Source organism: Citrobacter sp. 506 (genome assembly GCF_050434985.1).
Taxonomy (GTDB): Bacteria; Pseudomonadota; Gammaproteobacteria; order Enterobacterales; family Enterobacteriaceae; genus Citrobacter; species Citrobacter braakii.
The window spans coordinates 23,156-40,152 of record NZ_JBNDJN010000004.1 but is presented as its reverse complement, the minus strand read 5'-3'; the positions used below and the strand labels follow the sequence as shown (position 1 = coordinate 40,152).

Sequence of the window (16,997 nt, the reverse complement as noted above, 5' to 3'; positions counted from 1 at the left end):
GATTGTTCATGCTGAAAAGATGCCTGTGGCTTAGCGCATTAATCGCTGGCTGGTTGATGATTACCGCGTGCAGTAGTGCGCACAATACAACGCCTCGCTACGTTCCTCCCGCAGAGAGAACGCCGCTGACGGCGGATCATCCGTGGCCGAAAAATAGCTTCCTGGTGCTCGGCTACCACGATGTCGAGGATGGTGCCGCCGACCAACGCTATCTTTCTGTGCGCACCAGCGCGTTGAGCGACCAAATGGCCTGGCTGCGTGATAATGGTTATAACCCGATCAGCGTGCAGCAAATCCTGGACGCCCATGACGGTAAAATCGTGTTGCCGGAAAAAGCGGTATTACTCACCTTTGATGACGGATATAGCAGTTTTTATACCCGCGTCTGGCCGCTGCTGAAAGCCTATAACTGGCCTGCGCTCTGGGCGCCGGTAGGGAGTTGGGTTGATGCTCCCGCCAACAAAAAAGTCGATTTTGGCGGCTTAATGACGGCGCGAGATAAATTCGCCACCTGGAAAATGGTCGAAGAGATGGGCAAATCACCGTTGGTGGAAGTCGGTGCGCACACCTGGAATTCGCATTTCGGTGCACAAGCCAACCCGCAGGGAAGTAAAGAACCGGCGGTGGCGAACCGCCTGTATGATAAGAAAACCGGCACTTACGAAACGGATGAACAGTACACGCGCCGTATAAACGCGGATATCTCTCTCATCACCAACAAGATCAAATCGGTGACCGGGAAATCACCGCGCGCGTGGGTCTGGCCTTACGGTGCGGCCAATGGCACAACGTTAAACCTGGCTAAAGAGCATGGCTATAAGATGGCCTTCACGCTCAACGAAGGGTTGGCGAATGCCGCGTTTCTTGATGACATCCCGCGCGTGCTAATCTCTGATAACCCCTCTCTTAAGCGCTTTGCCAGCCAGGTCGCTCAGGTACGTGAACCGCAGACGATGCGCGTGATGCATGTCGATCTGGATTACGTGTATGACAAGGACCCGGCTCAGCAGAAGCGAAACATCGACAAACTTATCCAGCGCGTTTATGACATGCGTATTTCTCATGTCTTCCTGCAGGCCTACGCCGATCCGCAGGGTGACGGAAATATTCGCGAGCTCTATTTCCCTAACCGCTGGCTGCCGATGCGTGCCGACCTCTTTAACTATATCTCCTGGCAGTTACAAACGCGGGCAGGGGTGACGGTGTATGCCTGGATGCCGGTTCTGGCTTTCGATCTCGACGCTTCCATCCCACGCGTAACCGCCTGGGATCCGAAAACGGGACGTACAGCGATCAATCGCGAGAATTATGTCCGTCTGTCCCCCTGGAGCAGCGAAGCGCGTCAGCGCATCACTGAAATCTATGAAGACCTGGCCAAACACGCCAGCTTCAAAGGGATTTTGTTCCATGACGATGCTTTCCTGACGGATTTTGAAGACGCGTCACCGGAGGCATTGGCTGCCTACCGCGCCGCAGGGCTTCCCGGAAGCATTGAGCAAATCCGTAGCAATCCCCAGGCGTTCGAGCGCTGGACGCGACTGAAAAGTAAGGTGCTGATCGACTTCACCAAACAACTGACCCAGGCGGTGCGTAATATTCGCGGTCCGCAGGTGCAGACGGCGCGCAATATTTACGCCATGCCGGTACTGGAGCCGGAGAGTGAAGCCTGGTTTGCGCAGAACCTGAATGATTTCCTCAATACCTATGACTGGACGGCACCAATGGCGATGCCTTTCATGGAGCAGATCCCGGCTAATGATGCCAACGCCTGGCTCGACAGATTAGTGAATGCCGTTGCACAAACGCCCGGCGCGCTGGACAAAACCGTGTTTGAACTACAGGCACGAGACTGGCGTAAATCCGGGGACGAGGCTGAAATCAGCGGAAAACAAATAGCCGAATGGATGCGCCAGCTGAAATTAAGCGGTGCAGGTAACTACGGCTATTACCCGGATGATTTCATCAGCGACAAACCTGAGATGTCAGAGATTCGCTCGACGTTCTCCTCATACTGGTACCCGCAAAAATGACCGATCGCATAATTGCTTTCCTGATACTTTGCCTGATGTTCAGCCTGCCGTTTGGCGTGGCGGTCATCTTTACAGGTGAAGTGATGTTGAACTTCGTCTTCTTCTGGCCCTTGTTTATGTCTGCTTTGTGGATAAGCGGCGGGGTCTATTTCTGGTTCTACCGTGAGCGTCACTGGAAATGGGGAGATGACACACCGCCACCGACGCTGGAAGGGAATCCGCTGGTTTCTATTCTGATCCCCTGTTTTAACGAAGGGATCAATGCGCGTGAAACCATTGAGGCCGCGCTGGCGCAGCGATATAAAAATATTGAAGTGATTGCCATCAACGATGGTTCAACGGATGACACCCACGACGTGCTGGAACAACTGGCGGTGGAATACCCCAGTCTGCGGGTGATTCATCTGGCTGAAAACCAGGGCAAAGCGCTGGCGCTCAAGACCGGGGCAGCAGCGGCGCGCAGTGATTACCTGGTGTGTATTGATGGCGATGCGTTACTGGACCGTGATGCCGTTGCCTATATTGTGGCGCCGCTGATCCAGTTCCCGCGCGTCGGTGCGGTGACCGGGAACCCACGTATTCGAACCCGCTCCACCTTAATCGGTCGGGTGCAGGTCGGGGAGTTTTCTTCCATTATCGGCTTGATTAAGCGTACTCAGCGAGTTTATGGGCAGATCTTTACCGTTTCCGGTGTGGTTGCTGCGTTTCGTCGTCGCGCGCTGGCCGAGGTCGGTTACTGGAGCCCGGATATGATCACTGAAGACATCGATATCAGTTGGAAGCTGCAATTGCGCCACTGGTCGATATTCTTTGAGCCGCGCGCACTGTGCTGGATCCTGATGCCTGAAACGTTAAGAGGGTTATGGAAACAACGACTGCGCTGGGCGCAAGGCGGTGCGGAGGTGTTTATCGTGAACATGCGCCGCCTGTGGTCATGGGAATATCGCCGTATGTGGCCGCTGTTTTTTGAGTTCTGTTTTTCTACCACCTGGGCGTTTGCCTATGCGATCAGTATCGTGCTGTTCCTGTTAGGGCTGATGATCCCGATGCCGGACTCGCTGTATGTACAACATCTGTTCCCGCCGGCCTTTACTGGGCTAATCCTCGGCGTGGTGTGCTTGTTGCAGTTTGCGGTGAGTCTGATGATTGAGCGGCGCTATGAAAAAGGCATTGGCGCGTCGTTGTTCTGGATTATCTGGTTCCCGGTGGTGTACTGGATGTTAAGCCTGTTCACCACGCTGGTCGCTTTCCCGAAAGTAATGCTTAAACGCAAACGCGGCAGGGCGCGTTGGGTGAGTCCCGATCGTGGAATTGGGAGGATCGAATCATGAGCCAGCCGCTGATCTTTACGGAGCAGCGTTTGCTGCCGCGCATCATTGACGTGCTGTTAACGCTTTTTGCCTGGGTTGGCTTTTTATATTTGATCTATAAAGGGCTGATCACCGCTCTGGCGCACTCACCTTATATAGGCGTGCGACCCTTTTTCACCACGCTGGATACGGTCACGTTTTACATCCTTGTCGCGCTGGTCAACGGACTGGTGCTGATTGGTTGGGCGAAGTACAACCAGTTTCGTTTTCGGGTGGAACGTCGCAGTCGCAGGCCCGGACTGGAAGACCATGAGCTGGCGGAAAGTTTACGTATTACCCGGGAACTGGTGACAGAGCTGAACAAAGCGCGGGTGCTGACGGTTCACCATCATGAAAGTGGTGAAATCAGTCATATCGATGTGGACAGGGATATCGCCGATAACCGTCTACCGCCGCCGACGCCTGCGATGCTGGAGTATTTGCCGCCAGAGCCGCAGCCGTTGTTGCAGAAAAGGCCTGAGTGATATTTCTACTTTCAGTTGCTTCCTTCAGCCTCGCACAGGTCTATGATTAGACCCAGACAATAAAAAAATGCGAGGCAATGTCGTGGATAAGGAACTACTGGATGCCGGTTACCGGGCCTATACCGGTGAGAAGATTGACGTCTACTTCAATACGGCGATATGTCAACATTCGGGCAACTGCGTGCGGGGAAGCGCAGCGCTTTTTAACCTGAAGCGTAAACCGTGGATCATTCCGGATGAAGTGGATGTCGCGACGGTCATTAAAGTGATTGATACCTGTCCGAGCGGTGCGCTGAAATATCGCCAGAAATGAGTGAGGGGACCATGGAAATTCTTGCAGGCCACAACAAATTTTATGTTAACGATGCCGAAGGCAATCAGGTTGCCGAGATTGTCTTCGTGCCGACGGGTGAGCATCTGAGCATCATTGAACATACCGATGTCGACCCCAGCCTGAAAGGCCAGGGGGTCGGTAAACTGCTGGTGGCGAAGGTGGTGGAGAAAATGCGCGCCGAAAACCGCAAAGTTATTCCGCTGTGCCCGTTTGCCAAACATGAGTTTGATAAAACCCGCGAGTACGACGATATTCGCGCCTGATAATCTTACGTGCGCCGGAAGGCATGACCGCCGTCCGGCGCATCACTCCCGATGCAGCAAATCCTGATAAATTCCCGTCAATACCCCTTGTGGGCCAAACTCTTTTTTAATCCATTGGGTTACACGACCGGTGGCCGAATGCTGGGTCGCCAGCAGCATCCGTGAATCCTGACGCGGGTTGTGGATCTGCCGCGTGACCAGCAACGACTTTTCCATCGCCTCGCGCACCATATAGTCCGGCAGAAAACCGATGCCCTCACCCAGGATCTGGCACTGGCATTTGGTATTAAAATCAGGAACCAGAATCGACTCCTGTCCGTGTAACAGCCAGCCGACCTTCTTGTTGATGGTGTGGGCGGTGTCTTCCACCATGATGTTCGGGTACAGGCGCAACTGGCTCTCAGAAATCGGTTCAGGCATAAAAGCCAGCGGATGATCCGGGGCAATCGCAAACGACCAACGGATCGCGCCGATCTCGGTGTAATCAATCCCCCCGCCGTCCAGTAACGTATCCGGTGCGCCGATAGCGATGTTGGCGAGGTTGTTAATGATCGAATCCCAGACGCCGTTATACACCTCGGTGGTGACGGTTATCTGGCAGGTTGGAAACTGTTTCTTGAGTACCTGCAGCAGTCGTGCCGTATGTTGAGGGGTATACAACAGTTGATTAATACAGATGCGTACCCGGGCTTCAATGCCCTGAGCAATGGTATCAATACTGCGCTTGATGGCGTGGAAATCGTTGAGCAGGTCGGTCGCCTTGCGAAACAGATAGCGTCCGGACTCAGTCAGCTCAATGCTGCGGGTACTGCGGGTAAACAGCACCACGTCAAGCCCCAGCTCCATGCGCTTAATGGTGTAACTAATTGCTGATGTGGTTAAGCCAAGTTCCTCAGCCGCCTTGCTGAAGCTGCTGTAGCGGGCTGCCATCGTAAATGCCAGCAGGTTTTCCTCGGTAAAAATTGAATTCATCTTCCTCCCCTCCGGCGACAAACGCGCATCCGCGACGCGATGATTGTTGAATGTATTTGTAATCCTTATGCAGAGCAATCAGTTTTGAACAGAATTTAACACTAGTTTTACAATTGATTTGAAGGCAATCACACTTCTGTATATTAATTGCAGGCCGCTATCCGTGTAGCATCACGCCTGATTTTCCTGACAACTGATTAATGGCTAAAAGCGGCTCTGTCATAAGGAAAAGATTGCACTACAGCACGTTTTGTTCTCATTGTTAAATTTGATTCAATAATCGACACGCTTACGATGAATGAAATTTAAGCGGATATTATTCTCTGCACTCTGTTGCTATTCTCAACTTATCGGATATTTAAAAAGTCTAAAAAACTGCAGGAGAGCGATTATGTCAGAGAAAGAACTCATTACTGAATTTCTGCTGGCGGCAGAGCAGGGTGATGCCGATGGATTAAAATCCTGCCTGGCAAAAAATGTGGATATTAATGCCACTAACCGCCAGGGGCGCACTGCCATAATTATTGCCAGCCTGAATAAACATTATGACTGTGTTTCTTTATTGATTGCCGCCGGTGCCGATATTAATAAACAGGATCAAACCTGTTTTAATCCATTCCTGATTAGCTGTCTGACTAACGATTTAACGCTGCTGCGTACCGTATTACCGGCCAATCCCGATCTCAATTGCCTGAGCCGTTTTGGCGGCGTCGGTATTACGCCTGCCAGCGAAAAAGGTCATGTAGAGATCGTGCGCGAACTGCTGCTGCGTACCGATATCAATGTTAATCATACCAACTTTGTCGGCTGGACGCCGTTACTGGAAGCCATCGTGCTTAATGACGGCGGCGCGAAACAGCAGGAAATCGTCAAGCTGCTGCTCGACCATGGCGCAAACCCGCACATGACGGATAAATACGGTAAAACCCCGCTGGAGCTGGCGCGGGAGAAAGGATACCACGAAATTGCCGAGCTGCTGATTGCGGCCGGAGCCTGACAGAGGAGCGCCACTATCGCTACGCCATCACGGCGATGCGTACGGGCGCTAACCGCAGACGGCGCGTTTCTCGCTTTCCGGGGAACGGGACGGGTTGAACAGGTTTTTTCCCGCGCGGTAAACCTGTTGATACCCGAACAGCAGCGGTTGCTGACGTTACTGAGTGAAGGTTGTGATAACGCGCCTAACAGCTGTCGGCTGGCGCTGACGCATTGTGAAGAGCTGTTTCACCCCGGTGAGAGAGTCAGTTTTACCGAATCGGGGATAGCCGTTGGCAACGATAAATGGATAGAAACTTCCGGTTGTCTGCCATGGCGCATACCACGGTGGAGGCTTGATGCAATAAGCCTTGCTGCAATCCGCTGGCTGCGCTGGGAAGAGGTTATCCGCCAACAGCTAAGAAGCGCTGACACATTATTTCTGTACCAGGGTGATAACCCGTTTTATCTGGAAATCACCCGCCAATTACTGAGTCGCCGACAAACATTACTGGCGGCGTTGCAGACAGGAGAAAATATCTCTACAGCGGTCAGCCATTTAATTGGTCTGGGGATTGGTCTGACGCCTTCATCTGATGATTATTTAGTGGGTTTAAGCACTATTTTATTTATTCCGGGACATCCGCTGGGGAAATATCGTGATGATTTTTTAGCAGCCTTACAACGTGCCGGAAATAATACCACGCTACTCAGCAAAATAACGCTAGAGGAAGCCTTTCATCAACGTTATCGGGAAAGCGTCGGACGGCTGCTGAACCATATTATTACAGAGCAACAACCCGTTTCTACGCAATATATTACTGACATTAAAAATATCGGCTCAAGTTCTGGCTGCGACATGCTGTATGGCATGGCGGATGCCTGCGCCCTGAGCCACAGGTCCGGAGGGAATTATGTCGATCAGGATAGTTGTTAAAAAGAACACGTATTTTGATTCTGTCTCACTGATGTCTATCTCCACACGCGCAAATAAGCTCGATGGCGTTGAGCAGGCGTTCGTGGCTATGGCGACAGAAATGAATAAGGGCGTACTGAAGAATCTCGGTCTGCTCACGCCTGAACTTGAAGAGGCGAAAAGTGGCGACCTGATGATTGTCATTAAAGGCGCCAGCGAGGCGGCGAACGATCAGACGCTGGTGGCGATTGAAGATTTGTTTACGCATAAAGAGCAGGGAGGGCAGCATGAAGCGCGCTATGCCACGCTTGCCAGTGCGAAGAAGCATGTTCCTGACAGCAACCTGGCGGTGATCTCGGTCAATGGTCTGTTTGCCGCGCGTGAAGCGCGTCAGGCGCTGCAAAATAACCTCAACGTGATGCTGTTCTCTGACAACGTCTCTCTTGAAGACGAACTGGCGCTCAAGCAGCTGGCGCATGAAAAAGGGCTGCTGATGATGGGGCCCGATTGCGGAACCGCCATTATTAACGGCGCGGCGCTGTGTTTTGGCAATGCGGTGCGTCGCGGCAACATCGGAATTGTTGGTGCCTCCGGTACCGGTAGCCAGGAGCTGAGCGTACGCATTCATGAGTTTGGCGGCGGGATTTCCCAACTGATTGGCACCGGTGGACGCGATCTGAGCGAAAAGATTGGCGGCCTGATGATGCTTGACGCGATTGGTATGCTGGAGGCCGATCCGCAAACCGAGATCATCGCGCTTATCTCCAAACCTCCTGCGCCAACAGTGGCGCGCAAAGTGCTGGAACGTGCGCGTGCCTGCCATAAGCCCGTCGTGGTGTGTTTCCTCGGACGTGAAGCCGCGCCTGCGGATGAAAACGGTCTGCTGTTTGCACGCGGCACTAAAGAGGCGGCGCTGAAAGCGGTACTGCTGACTGGCGTGAAAAAAGAGAGTCTCGATCTGCATCCGCTCAACTGGCCGCTGATTGAAGAGGTCCGCGCCCGCCTGACCCCGCAGCAAAAGTACATTCGCGGCTTGTTCTGTGGCGGCACGCTGTGCGATGAGGCGATGTTTGCTGCCATGGAAAAACATGCGGAGGTTTACAGCAACATTCATCCGGATCCGGCTTTTCGCCTGACAGATCTCAACCGCAGCGTGGGACATACCTTCCTTGATTTTGGAGATGACGATTTTACCAACGGTAAACCGCACCCGATGATCGATCCAACCAACCGCATTAGTCGTCTGTTGCAGGAAGCACGCGATCCTGAAGTCGGCGTGATCGTTATGGACTTCGTTCTTGGATATGGATCACATGAAGATCCGGTTGGCGTGATGATCGAGGCGATCGTCGAAGCCAAAGCGATCGCCGCCGCAGAGGGGCGTCCGCTTGAGATCCTCGGCTACGTGCTGGGAACCGATCTCGATACGCCGTCGCTGGAAAAACAGTGCCAGATGCTGACCGATGCAGGCGTGATCTGGGCGAGCAGTAGCACCAATACCGGATTGCTGGCGCGTGAATTTATCTGTAAAGGGGAGGAAGCCTGATGAGCCAGACACTGTTTAACCAGCCGCTGAACGTGATTAACGTCGGCATCGCGATGTTCAGCGATGACCTGAAAAAGCAGAATGTTCCCGTGACCCAGCTCGACTGGACGCCGCCGGGCCAGGGCAACATGCAGGTCGTGGCCGCACTGGACGAAATTGCCGATTCGCCGCTGGCTGACAAAATCGCTGCCGCTAACCAGCAGGCGCTGGAACGCATTATCCAGTCGCATCCGGTGCTGATTGGCTATGACCAGGCGATCAACGTCGTGCCGGGCATGACCCGCAACACCATCCTGCACGCCGGACCGCCCATCTGCTGGGAAAAAATGTGCGGCGCAATGAAGGGCGCGGTCACCGGGGCTTTGGTGTTTGAAGGGCTGGCGAAAGATCTGGATGAAGCCGCCGACCTGGCCGCCTCGGGTGAAATCATCTTCTCACCGTGCCACGAGCATGACTGTGTCGGTTCGATGGCGGGTGTGACGTCGGCGTCGATGTTTATGCACATCGTCGAGAACAAAACCTACGGCAACCGCGCATACACCAATATGAGCGAGCAGATGGCGAAGATCCTGCGCATGGGCGCGAACGATCAGAGCGTTATCGATCGCCTGAACTGGATGCGCGATGTGATGGGACCGATGCTGCGCGACGCCATGAAGCTGGCGGGCGAAATCGATCTGCGCCTGATGCTGGCGCAGGCGCTGCACATGGGCGATGAGTGCCATAACCGCAATAACGCCGGGACGGCGCTACTGATACAGGCACTGACGCCGTGGATTATTCAGACTGGCTATCCGGTTGAGCAGCAGCGTGAGGTATTCGAGTTCGTCCTCAGCAGCGATTACTTCTCCGGACCGACCTGGATGGCGATGTGTAAAGCCGCAATGGACGCCGCACACGGGATCGAATACAGCACCGTAGTTACGACGATGGCACGTAACGGCGTTGAATTCGGTCTGCGCATCAGCGGCTTACCGGGTCAGTGGTTTACCGGTCCGGCGCAGCAGGTGATTGGCCCGATGTTTGCGGGCTATAAGCCCGAAGATTCCGGACGTGATATCGGTGATAGCGCAATTACCGAAACCTACGGCATCGGCGGTTTTGCCATGGCCACGGCACCGGCCATCGTGGCGCTGGTAGGCGGTACGGTTGAAGAGGCGGTCGATTTCTCTCGCCAGATGCGTGAAATCACTCTCGGCGAAAACCCCAACGTTACCATTCCGTTACTTGGTTTTATGGGCGTACCGACCGCTATCGACATTACGCGCGTGGGTAGCACCGGCATTCTGCCGGTGATTAACACCGCAATTGCGCACAAAGATGCGGGGATCGGCATGATCGGCGCCGGAATAGTCCATCCGCCGTTCGCCTGTTTTGAAAAGGCGATCCTCAACTGGCGCGACCGCTACTGCCAATAACAACAATCGGGGCTAACGCTGTTGGCCCCACAGTAGCGAAGCGAAAAACGTTGCTTACCTGCAGGGCTGGGCGATCCCCGGGATCGCAAACGATGCTTAACCTGTTAAGGATATTCCATGAACAGCATAAAACTAGAATGGAAACGTGGTGACTGGGCTGCTTACTTTGGGCTGATGACCAACAACCTGACTAACCTGCTGACAATGATGGGGCTGCTCATTTTTGTCGTCGGGATCCCTACCGAAATTGTCTATGGTCGCATTGCGCCTGCCTTTGGTCTGGCTGTGCTGGTGGCCAGCGTCTGCTACGCCTGGTTTGGCCTGCAGATGGCAAAGCACACCGGGCGTAAAGACGTGACGGCGCTGCCGTCCGGGCCGAGCGCACCGTCAATTTTTACCGTGACCTTCCTGGTGCTAATGCCGGTATATCAGCAAACCAAAGATGCCAACTTTGCTATCCAGATAGCTCTGGTGTGGTGCTTTGTAGAAGCGTTGATCCTGGTCGGCGGCTCCTTCCTGGGCGAGACCATCCGCAAGATGATCCCGCGTACGGTATTACTTTCTTGTCTGTCCGGTCTGGGACTGTTGCTGCTGGCGATGAACCCGATGCTGCAGGCATTTGAAGCGCCAACCGTCTCTTTCATCGTCTTGTTGTTGATCTTCATTAACTGGTTCGGTAAGAAGCCGATTTTTGCCCGCATACCCACCGGTTTGCTGCTGCTGATTGCCGGTACAGCGTTGGCGTGGATCTCCGGTTTGCAAAGCCCGGAAGCCATTAAATCTTCGATGTCTTCCTTTGGCTTCAATCCGCCGGAAATCCATGTCGACAGCTTCCTGCAGGGTTTGCCGCACGCGCTGCCGTACCTGGCTTCTGCGGTTCCTCTGGGTCTGGCGAACTACATTTTTGACCTTGAGAATATTGAAAGTGCGCATGCGGCGGGTGATGAGTACAACACCCGTAAGGTCATGATGGCGAACGGTTTTGCCTCCATGCTCGGCTGCATGCTGGGCAACCCATTCCCGGTGACCGTATATGTTGGGCATGCGGGCTGGAAAGCGATGGGGGCCAGCATCGGTTATACCCTCGCTTCAGGCATCACCATGTTCCTGGTACCGCTGTTTGGGCTGGGGGCGTTTATGCTCGCGATTATTCCGATGACTGCGATAGTGCCGATTCTGGTGTTTATCGGCGTGGTGACCGCCAACCAGGTGGTGCGAGAGACGCCCAAAGTCGAGGTTCCCGTTATCTTTATCTGCTTGTTCCCGTGGATCGCTAACTGGGCGTTGACCATCGTCAACAGCGTGATGGGCGCCGCCGGAACATCCGCGGGGAAACTGGGCAGCGACCTGCTGCACAGCAAAGGTGTCTATTACGATGGGCTGGTGCATCTGGGAAGCGGCGCGCCGCTGGCCAGTATGCTGTGGGGCTGCGTCGCTATCTTCGCCATTATGAATAAGCCGCTGCGTGGGGCGATTGCCGCAGCTTTTGGCGCGCTGTTATCGCTGTTTGGTGTGATTCACTCTCCGGCGGTTGGCTTTGCAGAAGGCAGTTCGATGATGTTTGTTGTGGCCTACCTGATGATGAGCGGCATGTTTGTCCTCAAGCATGTTCTTGATAGCCGTGAAGCGGTGACTGCGCCTGAGCAGGAACCGACGAAAACGACCTGAATCGCCTGTAAGCGGAAGATAACACTATGAAAGAACTTGTGGTCGTTGCCATTGGCGGCAACAGCATTATCAAAGATAACGCCAGCCAGTCGATTGAGCACCAGGCTGAAGCGGTGAAAGCGGTGGCGGACACGGTGCTGGAGATGTTGGCATCGGACTACAACATTGTGCTGACGCACGGAAACGGGCCGCAGGTGGGGCTGGATCTACGGCGTGCGGAAATCGCGCATGAGCGTGAAGGGTTGCCGCTCACCCCGCTGGCAAACTGCGTCGCCGATACGCAGGGCGGGATCGGCTATCTGATCCAACAGGCGCTGAACAACCGCCTGGCGCGGCGCGGTGAGCAGAAGGCGGTTACGGTGGTCACGCAGGTGGAGGTCGACAAAAACGATCCGGGCTTCGCTAACCCGACCAAGCCTATCGGCGCGTTCTTTAGCGAAGCGCAGCGCGATGAACTGCAGCGGGTCAATCCGGGCTGGCGCTTTGTTGAAGATTCGGGACGCGGCTACCGCCGGGTCGTCGCCTCTCCGGAACCGAAGCGTATTGTCGAGGCGGAGGCAATCAAAACGCTGACCCAGCAAGGCTTTGTGGTGATTGGCGCGGGTGGCGGTGGGATCCCGGTGGTGCGTAGCGATCAGGGGGATTATCAGAGTGTGGATGCGGTGATTGATAAAGATCTCTCCACGGCTCTGCTGGCGCAGGAGATCCGCGCTGACATTCTGGTGATCACCACCGGCGTCGAGCAGGTCTGTATTCATTTTGGCAAACCCAACCAGCAGGCGCTGGATACGGTGGATGTCGCAACGATGACCCGTTACATGCAGGAGGGACATTTCCCGCCGGGGAGCATGTTACCCAAAATCGTTGCCAGTCTGGCGTTCCTGGCGCGTGGCGGTAAGCGAGTAATCATCACCACGCCGGAATGCCTGCCTGCCGCACTGCGCGGCGAAACGGGCACCCATATTGTCCATTCCTGAGAGGAAATGTGAATGAAGGAAAGTAACAGCCGCCGTGAATTTTTAAGTCAGAGCGGAAAAATGGTGACCGCTGCCGCGCTGTTTGGCGCAGTGGCTCCAGTCGCGTATGCTGCTAATCCTGTCGGGAACACCTGCGGGGCGAAGAGCACAATGACGATTAACGATAAGCACTATTACCTGGATAACGTCCTGCTGGAAGCGGGTTTTGATTACGAAAACTCGGTGGTGGTGCATACCCGTACCGCGCTGCAAACCGTTGAAATTCAGGACGGGAAAATTGTTGCCCTGCGTGAGAATAAGCAGCATCCGGATGCGACGCTGCCGCACTACGATGCGGGTGGAAAGCTGATGCTGCCCGCCATGCGCGACATGCACATCCATCTGGATAAAACCTTTTACGGCGGTCCCTGGCGTTCGCTGAATCGCCCGGCTGGCACCACCATTCAGGATATGATCCGCCTGGAGCAAAAACTGCTGCCTGAACTCCAGCCTTACACGCAGGAGCGCGCGGAAAAGCTCATCGATCTGCTGCAATCAAAGGGCACCTCGATCGCCCGCAGCCACTGCAATATCGAACCGGTTTCCGGGCTGAAAAACCTGGAAAATCTGCAGGCGGTGCTGGCGCGTCGCCAGCCGGGTTTTGCCTGTGAAATCGTGGCGTTTCCGCAGCATGGCCTGCTGTTATCGAAGTCTGAACCGTTGATGCGTGAAGCAATGCAGGCGGGGGCGCATTACGTCGGCGGTCTGGACCCAACCAGCGTGGACGGGGCGATGGAAAAATCCCTCGACACCATGTTCCAGATTGCGCTGGATTACGATAAAGGCGTGGATATCCATCTGCATGAAACCAGCCCGGCAGGCGTTGCGGCGGTGAATTACATGGTGGAAACGGTGGAGAAAACGCCGCAGTTGAAGGGCAAACTGACCATCAGCCACGCATTTGCGCTGGCGACGCTGAACGAACAGCAGGTGGATGCGCTGGCGAGCCGCATGGCGGCGCAGCAGATTACCATTGCCTCGACGGTACCGATCGGTACCTTGCATATGCCGCTCAAGCAGTTGCGTGACAAAGGCGTGGAAGTGATTACCGGGACCGACAGTGTGATTGACCACTGGTCGCCGTACGGGCTTGGAGACATGCTGGAGAAGGCGAATCTGTACGCGCAGCTGTATATTCGTCCCAATGAACTCAACCTGTCGCGGGCGCTGTTCCTCGCCACCGGCGATGTGCTGCCGCTTAACGATAAAGGTGAGCGCGTCTGGCCGAAGGCGCAGGATGAAGCCAGCTTTGTACTGGTGGATGCCTCCTGCTCAGCGGAAGCGGTCGCGCGAATCTCCCCACGCACCGCGACCTTCCATAAAGGCCAACTGGTGTGGGGGAACGTCGCAAGCTAGCCTGGTTTGATGCGCAGCGGCAATCGCTGCTGCGCTCTCTGCTCGTTAACCGACGATCCCCATATAGCCGTGAATCCCCATATATAAGCCGACCATCGCGATAAGCGCGCTGGAAAAATAGGGCGCTTTGCGTGCCAGTGTGTTAAATCCGCTCCAGCGTTTGGCCGCCTGCTGCACGCTGATTGCCGCTCCCACGCCCACCGTTACCAGCGTTAGCGCCAGCCCGAGGCTGAAGCACAGCACCATAGTGGCACCCAGCGTGAAGGCTTTGAGCTGGATGCAAATCAGCAGTACCGTAATGGCGGCAGGGCAGGGGATCAACCCGCCGGTCAGACCAAACAATAATATTTGGCCGTTGGTGACCTCTTTGCCTGCAAAGCGGCGCTGAATATCGGTAGCATGTGCACGCTCGTGCGCGTCCTGATACGCTTTCGAACCCTCGCTCAGCCCTGCTAACGCAGCATGGTTATGATCGTGGTCGTGGTCATGTTCGTGATGATGGTGGTGAGCTTCACCGTGGTTATGATGGTGGTGATGGTCATCATGATCATGGTGATGCTCATGATCGTGGTCATGATGCGTCTGGGTCAGCCAGTTCTGTTCTCCCTGCCAGGTTCGCCAGAACATCCAGAATGCGGTCCCGAGAATAATAATCGCCGAGACAAACTGCAGCCAGGGCTCAACGGCCTGGGCAGTAAACGCTTTGCTGATATACATCCCGCCGAGCGCAATCAGCCATACCACTGCGGTATGCGACAGCGTTGCCGCCAGCCCCAGCATCACCGCCTGTTTGATGGTCCCCTTAATGGCAATAATAAAGGCCGCCATCATCGTCTTGGAATGCCCCGGTTCCAGACCGTGTAACACTCCTAATAGAATCGCGCTGGGAATGAAAAACCAGGCGTTGCCTTGCTGAAGAAGCGTAGAAAACTCACCCATGAGAATGATTCTTAGTTGTTTAATTTTGCCAGATTCTACTCCCCCCCAGTATTAAATACTACCCCCCAGTAGAATGACGATGGTATTGTCGCTACAGCCAGACGTTGAAAAGGTATTGCTATGTCACATACGATCCGCGACAAACAAAAGCTGAAAGCCCGAACCAGTAAGATTCAGGGGCAGGTAGCGGCGTTGAAAACCATGCTGGATGAACCGCATGAATGCGCGGCGGTATTGCAGCAAATAGCGGCGATCCGTGGTGCGGTAAACGGGTTAATGCGCGAGGTGATTAAAGGTCATCTGACCGAGCACATTGTGCATCAGGGCGATGAAATTAAGCGCGAAGAAGATTTGGATGTGGTTTTGAAGGTACTCGATTCGTACATCAAATAAGTCAGTTTAACGGCTCATCCACATACTGATGAATGAGCCGTTAAAATCACGTTCTAGCCAAAAAACATCACAGATACGCACAGCAGACCGACAATCAGGGTGATCAGATTACCCACTGAACGGTACGGCTTTAGCGCCGGGATCAGATAGGTAGATAATGTCGGCATGATAAACAGAATCATGGCAATCAGCGGCCCGCTAATCGCGTAAATCATTGAAATTGCATTAGGGTTAATGCAGCAAATGATAAACGTAATGGTCGAAACCAGCATAATGGACAGGGCGCGGTTAAAGGCCCGGCTTTTCTTCACTCCCACCTGATGCAACGATGTTTTTACCACCTCCGTTGCCCCTTCAATCACGCCAAAGTAGGTGCCGAGGAACGATTTTGACATCGCCACGACGGCGACAATGATCCCAGAAATCGACAGCCATGCTGGTGCGTTTGGCATCATCGATAGCGCTGACAGAATGGTCACCCCTTCATTTTTCGCGTCCTCGATATAGTTTGTCGGAATCGAAAGCAAACAGCTGAAGACGAAAAACAGCACGCTCAGGCAGATGATGACGTAGGCTACCTTCATGATTTTTTTGCATTTACCCATGGCCTGCTCGCCATATTTCTCACGTCGGTCGATGGCGAACGTCGAGATAATTGGCGTATGGCTAAAAGCGAAAACCATCACGGGAATAGATATCCAAACCTGATGAAGCGTGTGCTGATCGAAAGACATCTGGCCGGTGAGTAGCGTTGGCTGCCAGCTTCCGGTCAGGTAGAGCGAAAGGAACAAAAAGTACGCGATGAGCGGGAACACCAGAAAGCCCATTACCCGAATGGTTGCTTGTCGGCCCATCAGAAAAATCAGGTTCAGCACCAGCACCACGCCAAGACTGACCAGCATGCGAACACGCAGATCGATGGCGATATGTTTTGCCAGTTGTTCAGTGAGTGAATTGGTTATCGCCACGGCGTAGATCAGCACCACCACAAAGAAGGCAATAAAATAGAGGGTCGTGATCAGGCTGCCTATCTTTTTGCCGTAGTAGTGCGTAACTGCACCAGTGATCCCTTCACCTGCCGAGGTTTTTGAGGACAGGATAAACTGGCACAGCGCCTTGTGCGGCCAGTAGGTTAAAGGCCAGGCGACGAGTGCGGTGATAAACAGTACCACCGCGCCTGCAGAACCCAGCTGTATGGGGAGGAAGAGGGTTCCTGCGCCGACGGCAGTCCCATATAGTGCGAAGCTCCAGAGAGTCTCTTCTTTTGACCAAAATTTCGACATTATTTGAACGTATCAACTATAAAATAAACAAAAAGAAGCGCAATTTACCACAAA

Annotated in this window: 16 protein-coding genes; 13 read left to right on the top strand and 3 right to left on the bottom strand. The window is 54.1% G+C overall.

Going from position 1 to position 16,997, the window contains the following annotated elements:
* Positions 1-8 precede the first annotated feature (8 nt).
* The 5 genes from pgaB to ABIE10_RS15680 all read left to right on the top strand — a co-directional run bounded on the left by pgaB (position 9) and on the right by ABIE10_RS15680 (position 4,461).
* On the top strand, positions 9-2,030 hold the full coding sequence (pgaB, locus tag ABIE10_RS15700; protein ID WP_016157399.1) for a poly-beta-1,6-N-acetyl-D-glucosamine N-deacetylase PgaB: 2,022 nt from the start codon (positions 9-11) through the stop codon (positions 2,028-2,030).
* Positions 2,027-3,361 (top strand): poly-beta-1,6-N-acetyl-D-glucosamine synthase, encoded by a 1,335-nt coding sequence (pgaC, locus tag ABIE10_RS15695; RefSeq protein ID WP_016154305.1) that lies wholly within the window; start codon positions 2,027-2,029, stop codon positions 3,359-3,361. Before pgaB ends, pgaC begins: the two co-directional genes overlap by 4 nt.
* Positions 3,358-3,864, top strand: coding sequence for a poly-beta-1,6-N-acetyl-D-glucosamine biosynthesis protein PgaD (gene pgaD / locus ABIE10_RS15690; protein ID WP_016154304.1), 507 nt, complete (start codon positions 3,358-3,360; stop codon positions 3,862-3,864). The genes pgaC and pgaD overlap by 4 nt, the downstream gene beginning before the upstream one ends.
* 82 nt (positions 3,865-3,946) lie before the next feature.
* Positions 3,947-4,177, top strand: coding sequence for a 4Fe-4S mono-cluster protein YjdI (gene yjdI / locus ABIE10_RS15685; RefSeq protein ID WP_016154303.1), 231 nt, complete (start codon positions 3,947-3,949; stop codon positions 4,175-4,177).
* A gap of 11 nt (positions 4,178-4,188) precedes the next feature.
* Complete coding sequence (locus ABIE10_RS15680) at positions 4,189-4,461, top strand: GNAT family N-acetyltransferase (RefSeq protein WP_016157396.1); 273 nt, start codon at positions 4,189-4,191, stop codon at positions 4,459-4,461.
* Positions 4,462-4,503: 42 nt separating this feature from the next.
* Here ABIE10_RS15680 and ABIE10_RS15675 read toward each other — a convergent pair whose 3' ends face one another.
* Entirely contained in the window at positions 4,504-5,433 is a 930-nt protein-coding gene (locus tag ABIE10_RS15675; protein ID WP_016154301.1) for a LysR substrate-binding domain-containing protein, read from the bottom strand.
* Between the two features lie 391 nt (positions 5,434-5,824).
* On the opposite strand from ABIE10_RS15675, the gene ABIE10_RS15670 reads away from it, so the two are divergent.
* The 7 genes from ABIE10_RS15670 to ABIE10_RS15640 all read left to right on the top strand — a co-directional run bounded on the left by ABIE10_RS15670 (position 5,825) and on the right by ABIE10_RS15640 (position 14,328).
* The gene (locus ABIE10_RS15670; protein ID WP_016157395.1) at positions 5,825-6,430 is read left to right on the top strand and encodes an ankyrin repeat domain-containing protein; all 606 of its coding nucleotides are present in this window, start codon (positions 5,825-5,827) and stop codon (positions 6,428-6,430) included.
* Positions 6,431-6,556: 126 nt separating this feature from the next.
* On the top strand, positions 6,557-7,345 hold the full coding sequence (locus ABIE10_RS15665; RefSeq protein WP_103766707.1) for a DUF2877 domain-containing protein: 789 nt from the start codon (positions 6,557-6,559) through the stop codon (positions 7,343-7,345).
* Positions 7,323-8,870 carry an acyl-CoA synthetase FdrA gene (gene fdrA / locus ABIE10_RS15660; RefSeq protein ID WP_016157393.1) on the top strand — a complete coding sequence of 516 codons (1,548 nt, stop codon included), beginning with the start codon at positions 7,323-7,325 and terminating at the stop codon, positions 8,868-8,870. Before ABIE10_RS15665 ends, fdrA begins: the two co-directional genes overlap by 23 nt.
* Positions 8,870-10,288 (top strand): DUF1116 domain-containing protein, encoded by a 1,419-nt coding sequence (locus ABIE10_RS15655; protein WP_016154297.1) that lies wholly within the window; start codon positions 8,870-8,872, stop codon positions 10,286-10,288. Before fdrA ends, ABIE10_RS15655 begins: the two co-directional genes overlap by 1 nt.
* 117 nt (positions 10,289-10,405) lie before the next feature.
* Positions 10,406-11,956, top strand: coding sequence for a hypothetical protein (locus ABIE10_RS15650; RefSeq protein WP_016154296.1), 1,551 nt, complete (start codon positions 10,406-10,408; stop codon positions 11,954-11,956).
* A 26-nt stretch (positions 11,957-11,982) separates the two neighbouring features.
* Entirely contained in the window at positions 11,983-12,933 is a 951-nt protein-coding gene (locus tag ABIE10_RS15645; protein ID WP_047499340.1) for a carbamate kinase family protein, read from the top strand.
* A 12-nt stretch (positions 12,934-12,945) separates the two neighbouring features.
* Positions 12,946-14,328 (top strand): amidohydrolase family protein, encoded by a 1,383-nt coding sequence (locus tag ABIE10_RS15640; RefSeq protein WP_016157391.1) that lies wholly within the window; start codon positions 12,946-12,948, stop codon positions 14,326-14,328.
* Between the two features lie 45 nt (positions 14,329-14,373).
* Here the strand turns inward: ABIE10_RS15640 and ABIE10_RS15635 are convergent, their stop codons facing one another.
* Positions 14,374-15,267: a nickel/cobalt efflux protein RcnA gene (locus tag ABIE10_RS15635; protein WP_016157390.1), complete on the bottom strand. Its 894-nt coding sequence runs from the start codon at positions 15,265-15,267 to the stop codon at positions 14,374-14,376.
* Between the two features lie 120 nt (positions 15,268-15,387).
* Here ABIE10_RS15635 and rcnR point away from each other — a divergent pair, with 120 nt between their 5' ends.
* Positions 15,388-15,660: a Ni(II)/Co(II)-binding transcriptional repressor RcnR gene (gene rcnR / locus ABIE10_RS15630; protein WP_003825567.1), complete on the top strand. Its 273-nt coding sequence runs from the start codon at positions 15,388-15,390 to the stop codon at positions 15,658-15,660.
* Between the two features lie 53 nt (positions 15,661-15,713).
* Here rcnR and ABIE10_RS15625 read toward each other — a convergent pair whose 3' ends face one another.
* A complete protein-coding gene (locus ABIE10_RS15625; protein ID WP_029139645.1) occupies positions 15,714-16,943 on the bottom strand; it encodes an amino acid permease in 1,230 nt (409 codons plus the stop codon).
* Positions 16,944-16,997: the final 54 nt, after the last annotated feature.